Below are 5,918 nucleotides of genomic sequence, written 5' to 3'. Positions count from 1 at the left end.
TTCCGCACCCTTTTTGTCTTCGATCCGCAGTTCGTTGAAGCCTCCGCCACCGGGTGAACTGAGGGTTTTAAACACGGTGCGGGTTTTGTTGGCCGGCAGTGGGTACGGCACCTGGTTTTCTTTGTGGTACAGGCAGCCGCTGATCAGTGGCTGGTCGGGGTCGCCTTCAAGGAAGGTCACCAGCACTTCCATGCCGATGCGCGGGATGGCGATTCCGCCGTAGCGGTCGCCCGCCCAGCCGCTGGAGACGCGCAGCCAGCAGCTGGTTTTGTCGTCGGCCAGGCCTTCGCGGTCCCAAAAGAATTGTACTTTGACGCGGCCGTATTGATCGCAGTGGATTTCTTCGCCTTTGGGGCCGGTGACCACGGCGGTTTGGCTACCGAGGACGCGCGGTTTGGGGTGTTCAAGCGCCGGGCGGTAGAACACGTCCCAGGGCGTGGCGATGAAGCGGTTGCGGTAGCCTTGGTGGAAGTCGTCTTTGTTGTCGGTGGTGTCGCTGGTCACCGACTCTTCGAGCACTTGCGGCTGTTTGCCTTCGTGCGAGAGTTGGGTCAGTAACCACAGGTCGTTCCACTCGGTGCGTGGGTGGTCGGAGAGTTCCAGGAAGTGGCCACTGGTGAGCGTGGTCTGGTCGCCCCAACCTTCGGCTTGCTGATAGTCAGCGCGGTGGCGTTCAACGGCGCGTTGGCTGAGGAAGTTGCCGCGTGAGCGCGTCAGGAAACGGCCTGGGTAGTCGTAGTCTTCCAGGTCCGGGCCGGTTTTGTCGCCATCGGGTTTGTAGGCGGCTTCGAGTTGCAGGCTGGGCTTTTCAAAGTCGTAATCGCGACGGGTCACGCGGCCGGTGCGGGTGGCCAGGCGTACTTTAAAGCCCTTGATCACGGGTTCGTCGGCGACCATGCCGCTGCCTTGCACATAAGCGGTAGGTTGGCCGAGTTTGGGGAATATGGCCTGGTCGTCGCCAAACACCAGCACATGCGCATCCGCGCTGTGTTGAAAGTGGTAGTGCACGCCCTCTTCTTCGCACAGGCGCTGGACGAAATGCAGGTCGGTTTCATCGTACTGCACGCAGTAGTCGCGTTCCGGGCACGGCTGGCTGAGTTGGAAGCGGTAGGCGTTGCTCTGAATCCCATGTTCTTCGAGGATCAAGGCAATGATCTTCGGCGCTGACATTTGCTGGTAAATCCGCTGGTTGGTGCGGTGATGCAGGTATTGCAGGTGCGGCACCAGCGACACGGTGTAGCGGCTCAGTCGCTTGCCGGCGTCGCCTTGGGCAACGCGGTAGAGTTGGCCGTGCACGCCACGGCCTTGCGGGTCGAACGCCAGAAAGGCCTGCTTGTGCAGGAGTTTTTCCAGGTCGATGTCCGGGTTTTCGCTAACCAATTCGAGGTCGAAGCGATACGGCTGGCTGATGCCTTCGGTGCCGGTGAACGACAGCACTTGCAGGTCGCCCTCGAAGTCATCGATGGTCAGGCTGAAATGCGTTTCGTTAGACGGGTTAAACATGTTCGGCTCCCTGTTCCTTAGTCATCCATTACGCCCAAAAGCGCATGCGCTGCAGCCAGGACGGAGTGATGCCGAGGGCATCACTTAGTCGAATATGCGCCCGTCTTGCTGAAACTCATCTATCTTGATCAATTAAATGCTTTTTTATATCTGCCGCATTTTTGTATTTACAATGTACGGCTTCCCCGCTGATCAAATTTCGACCCTCATTGCAGTTTTGCAATACCTCGTCAGGTAAATCTTTCGGGAAAAACGAAACAGTCAAACTCTCACCATCTTTTACAATAGGAAACTCCATTGTTGAATATGTAAACCCTTCAAACTCTTTACTTGACAAACGACTCTTCGTCAATACGTACATTGACTTTCCTTGCTTTTCAGGCGACACCCAGTCGTAGAAGAAAACAGACGCAATTTCATCTCCCTCTATTTTCCATACATAGTTAAAACTAGGCTTGCCGGAAATATTCGAAAAATAAAAGACCTCAGCCTCTGGTACATGAATATCCTTAGCCAATAATTTTAAATTATTCTTCAAAAATAATATTGAGATCTTTTGTTGCCCGAGAGACACCGCTACCGGAGGATGCATCTCAGCGATTGTAGGCGCATCTAAAGCCCAAACATTTTGAATCACAAATGCAAGAGCAAAAAAGCATGCCTTACCAGATTTAAATTTCATCAAATATTTTTTCAACTTTATATATCCTCTCGAAATTATTCCACCGTTTGGTATAACTATCTGTATCTCTATTTATTATTCTAGTAATAGCATCAACACTCTCTCTCGTATCACCCTCATCGGCTTTCAACGAAAGATTGTTTTTTAGCCAAAAATACACTCCCGACCTTACGGAATACTTATAGCTTGTATGCAATAAGTCTGGATTTTCTATGAAATCCACGTCCTCATTCCAAAATTCTTTGTGATAGGTAGTGAAAGCATTGTAATTAGCTCTCGCCGTTAAGTGTTTTAACCCCCTCCCTCGATACTTCCAGCCGTCACCCGACGCAATATCTCCGTTGCCGAGTCTACTTCCATATCCTCGATTAGCAATTGCGATTTGATTTTGAGGAGATACGTATTTTGCAGGCCCTGGGTAGCCATAGATAGTCGCTTCAGCCGGATGCCTAGCAAAATAGCCAAATGTCCCTTTCAAGCCTTCGGGACCATAGGTGAAATCTTCTTCAACTGTGCATTTAGACCCAATCTCTTGCCTAACTTGAGCAAAAAAGTGACTTAACCTCAATACGGTATCAAGTTTATATTTTTCACTATTTTCATTTATTTGGGATGCTATCTCTGCCAAAAGATCGTCTTTCTCGGTCGTATTTTTAAGCCCTTCGAAAACTTTTTTGAGCATTGCTACGGTTATATTTATTTTTTTACCTGCGCTCATCATGTTACCTAAAAAAGCAACAGGATGAAAATGCCATACCACTCCGTCGCCTAAGGATCTAGATTGAAGGGCCGGATCCTCCCAGAATATCAAACTATCAATTCTATCCTTTTCATGCTGCAGTACCTTTGGGCTCTCTTCGAGCAGCTGATTCAGCCTAGCCCACTTGGGTGAGTCAGATTTCCCTTTCCATTCAGAGGGGTGATAAGCGACTAGCTTTGACCAGCGATCTCGCTGTTCTATATTTTTTAGCGCTATAGGAAAATCACTGGGTTCTATTTTTCCGTTTGCGTCTCCAAACTTATCTAAATTGTCGTAAATCTCTTTAAAAAAATCCGGCATGCTATCAGCGTCTAAAAAACCGTCAGAATTTGAATCTGACTCTTTGACGATATGAAACCCTAGTTTTGTCCAGTCGTGCTGAGAGATGATTTTTGCTTCGCTCTTCGCCAGCAAGCCTTTTTTTGTTTCTCCAGCTTCAAGCACATTAACTTCATACCATTCGGAAGTGGCAGTATCCGTAAATGGCACAGCCTTATCCAGCTCCACAACGTGCTCTTTCATCAACTCAATAAGCCCTGTCTCTGGCTCCTTTTTTTTCAAAATCGAAGCAGCTGGTAAGTGAATATATTGCTTACCTCCTTTGACATCTGCTTTATTTTTCAAAAAGTCTTCAACTCGCGCATCAACGGAAAAAACTTCAATATGTATCTGGTATTTTTCTGAAATTCCCCCAGCAGGACTTTGGATTACTTGGTTTTTAGCTAAGTAGCCAATTGGATCTCCAGCCTTAATTGCCGTGTCCATGGGCACTACCTTCTCAAACTCTTGTGGAACGAGCTCACGCCATCCAACGAGACGGTTAGGAGCTATATCCTCAACACATGCCCAAAAAGTCTCTGGTACTGGAAACGTTTGATTCTTTAGTCCGGTACGTGGACCCGAAGTGCTTGGCACAAAGGTGCACTCGGCCATTCGGAGTGTTGCATTACCTAGCTTTAAATTTAAAATCTTTCCACTGTCAAACTGAATAGTACTACCGGTGCACAGCACCAGCCCAGCGCCCATCGGTGCACCTGCCTGAGCACCATGAACTAATCTCTCAGGAGCGTTCCGCAGCGTTAAGCCTGATCCAAGTACCACTGCTTTTACGTTACCTCGCCAGTACCCAGGTTTTTTTATCTCTGAGGGTGGAAGACTAACCCAACTTGGACCACCCTCTTGTTTAGGGTATGCGTTACCGTCCTTTTTATAAGCAAACCAAAACTCTTGTCCTTCAACACGACCACCAACTACTCCTTTATAGAGTTTGCCTTTCGCGTGTACTCCGTCTGCGTGTTCCTCAAGGATTTCAATTTCAGCCGACGCAGAGATTGCACCAAATTCGACACAGCCTGGCGCATCCTTAATATCACTGCGGGCTCTAAAGCCACTTGCGGTCATTTTTATGATTGATGTACGCAGTTCTTCGCTGGAATTTAAATACTGCTCGTAAGGCAATAAATGCATATAGAGACTGTAAAATGTTAACTCATTAGAGGCCTGTGATGCTGATGAGTCTCCAGAAGCTTTATAATCATGCCGCACTAAGCAGAACGAACTCGAGTATTTTAACTCCTCCACACCCGCGGCGGCTTCAAACGTTGAAACCAGATAATCCTTGTTCAACCTATATGCAACGACTACACCATCACCTATACAGCGAATTGGTTCTTCACGAACGCACTGGGGTGCACTCAGGCTGCTTATATGAATTCCGCCATGCCAGAAACTATGACTACCTAAAATATAATGGCCGGAAGTTTCCCTCTCTAACGCGAGGAACAACTCATCGGCATCTTTAAATTGTGCCCCTCCAGCTTTTCTAATTGGAAACTGCCAAGGTGCATTGGCGTTTGTAGTTTCGGCAGCCAAGGGTGCCGAAGATGCTGAAGTAGGGGCGTCCGGATCCGTCAAATTGGAGATGTCAAATTCCCGAGGATTTACAGTGGCATGCCCTCTCGCTAAATTAGGCTGGCCTTTCGTACCATTACGCAGCACTTCAAAATGCAAATGAGCGCCTGTTCCTATTCCCGTATTACCGCACGGACCTACGGTGGCGCCCTTAGTTACATGAGTACCCAGTGCGAGAGGAGAAGCAGAACTCATATGCGCGTACAACGTATGCACGGTCTCTTCACCGTTGGCATGTTCCAGCACTACTACATTTCCATAGCCCGACATATTACCTTTATAGACGACCTTGCCAGCGCCAGCTGCCGGAATTGCTGTTCCACTCGGCGCTCCCCAATCCTCTCCACGATGCGGCCTAACCACGCCCGTTACTGGATGAGTACGAGCAAGGTCCCAGCGACTCGTGTAATGAAAAGGTGACCCAGGATTATAGAGTTCCATAATTATTACTCGCTGTACTCATCACAGTAGAAAACCGAACTTCCAGGTTGTTTCGGATCAGCAATCAAAATTGGAGACGCGCCGTCATTTTGATTCAATTTAATACCCTTGAATTGAGCTCGCAATACTGGCTCAACGACATCCGGGCTTTCCTTCAAATAGATAGCATGTACACTAAATGGGCCTACATATGGAATAGCAACTTGATTTACATGCAGGCCGTAGAAAGTATCACTCACACAGTAAAACGCTACTTCATCTATACGGCAGGGTTCCAGCTTGCGCGCTGAAAAATATTCACCACTTGGTTTACGACTAACAGGATCAAGAAAAATATTTTTTATACTGCAACTTTCGATACCACGAAACTGTTCTTCCAATGTCGTTTGCGCACAGGCTCCCATCGTAAAAAAAAGAGCCAATAAGATAACTGATCTCAGTTTTTTAACAGACTTCAAAAAAGTCGAGTTTAACATTGGTCTTTCCTTACTCAGAAAACACAAAAAAAGCCTTCGGTTTAACCTTCTCAGGCGGCGTATTCATCAACGCCTGATCCATCAAACTCCCCGCCTTATCCTGATCCGCAGCCCCCGGCAACAACGGTGGCTTAATCCCTATCCC

Annotated in this window: 4 protein-coding genes; all 4 read right to left on the bottom strand. The window is 48.0% G+C overall.

Annotation, left to right across the window (positions count from 1 at the left end; genetic code table 11):
* Nucleotides 1-1,503, bottom strand: a 1,503-nt coding sequence (locus F0169_RS22905; protein ID WP_152747696.1) for a type VI secretion system Vgr family protein, incomplete at its 3' end; no start/stop codon positions are given.
* A 115-nt stretch (nt 1,504-1,618) separates the two neighbouring features.
* Nucleotides 1,619-2,185 carry a hypothetical protein gene (locus F0169_RS22900; RefSeq protein ID WP_152747695.1) on the bottom strand — a complete coding sequence of 189 codons (567 nt, stop codon included), beginning with the start codon at nt 2,183-2,185 and terminating at the stop codon, nt 1,619-1,621.
* Complete coding sequence (locus F0169_RS22895; RefSeq protein ID WP_152747694.1) at nt 2,175-5,297, bottom strand: peptidoglycan DD-metalloendopeptidase family protein; 3,123 nt, start codon at nt 5,295-5,297, stop codon at nt 2,175-2,177. Before F0169_RS22895 ends, F0169_RS22900 begins: the two co-directional genes overlap by 11 nt.
* A 5-nt stretch (nt 5,298-5,302) precedes the next feature.
* Nucleotides 5,303-5,773, bottom strand: coding sequence for a hypothetical protein (locus tag F0169_RS22890; protein WP_152747693.1), 471 nt, complete (start codon nt 5,771-5,773; stop codon nt 5,303-5,305).
* Nucleotides 5,774-5,918: the final 145 nt, after the last annotated feature.

The organism is Pseudomonas kitaguniensis (assembly GCF_009296165.1).
Classification (GTDB): Bacteria; Pseudomonadota; Gammaproteobacteria; order Pseudomonadales; family Pseudomonadaceae; genus Aquipseudomonas; species Aquipseudomonas kitaguniensis.
The sequence above is the reverse complement of the archived record's forward strand: the minus strand, read 5'-3'. Positions and strand labels throughout refer to the sequence as shown.

Excerpts from the sequence above, each read along its gene's own strand:
- F0169_RS22900 (WP_152747695.1), bottom strand. The coding sequence starts at position 2,185 with ATGAAATTTAAATCTGGTAAGGCATGCTTTTTTGCTCTTGCATTTGTG.
- F0169_RS22895 (WP_152747694.1), bottom strand. The coding sequence starts at position 5,297 with ATGGAACTCTATAATCCTGGGTCACCTTTTCATTACACGAGTCGCTGG.
- F0169_RS22890 (WP_152747693.1), bottom strand. The coding sequence starts at position 5,773 with ATGTTAAACTCGACTTTTTTGAAGTCTGTTAAAAAACTGAGATCAGTT.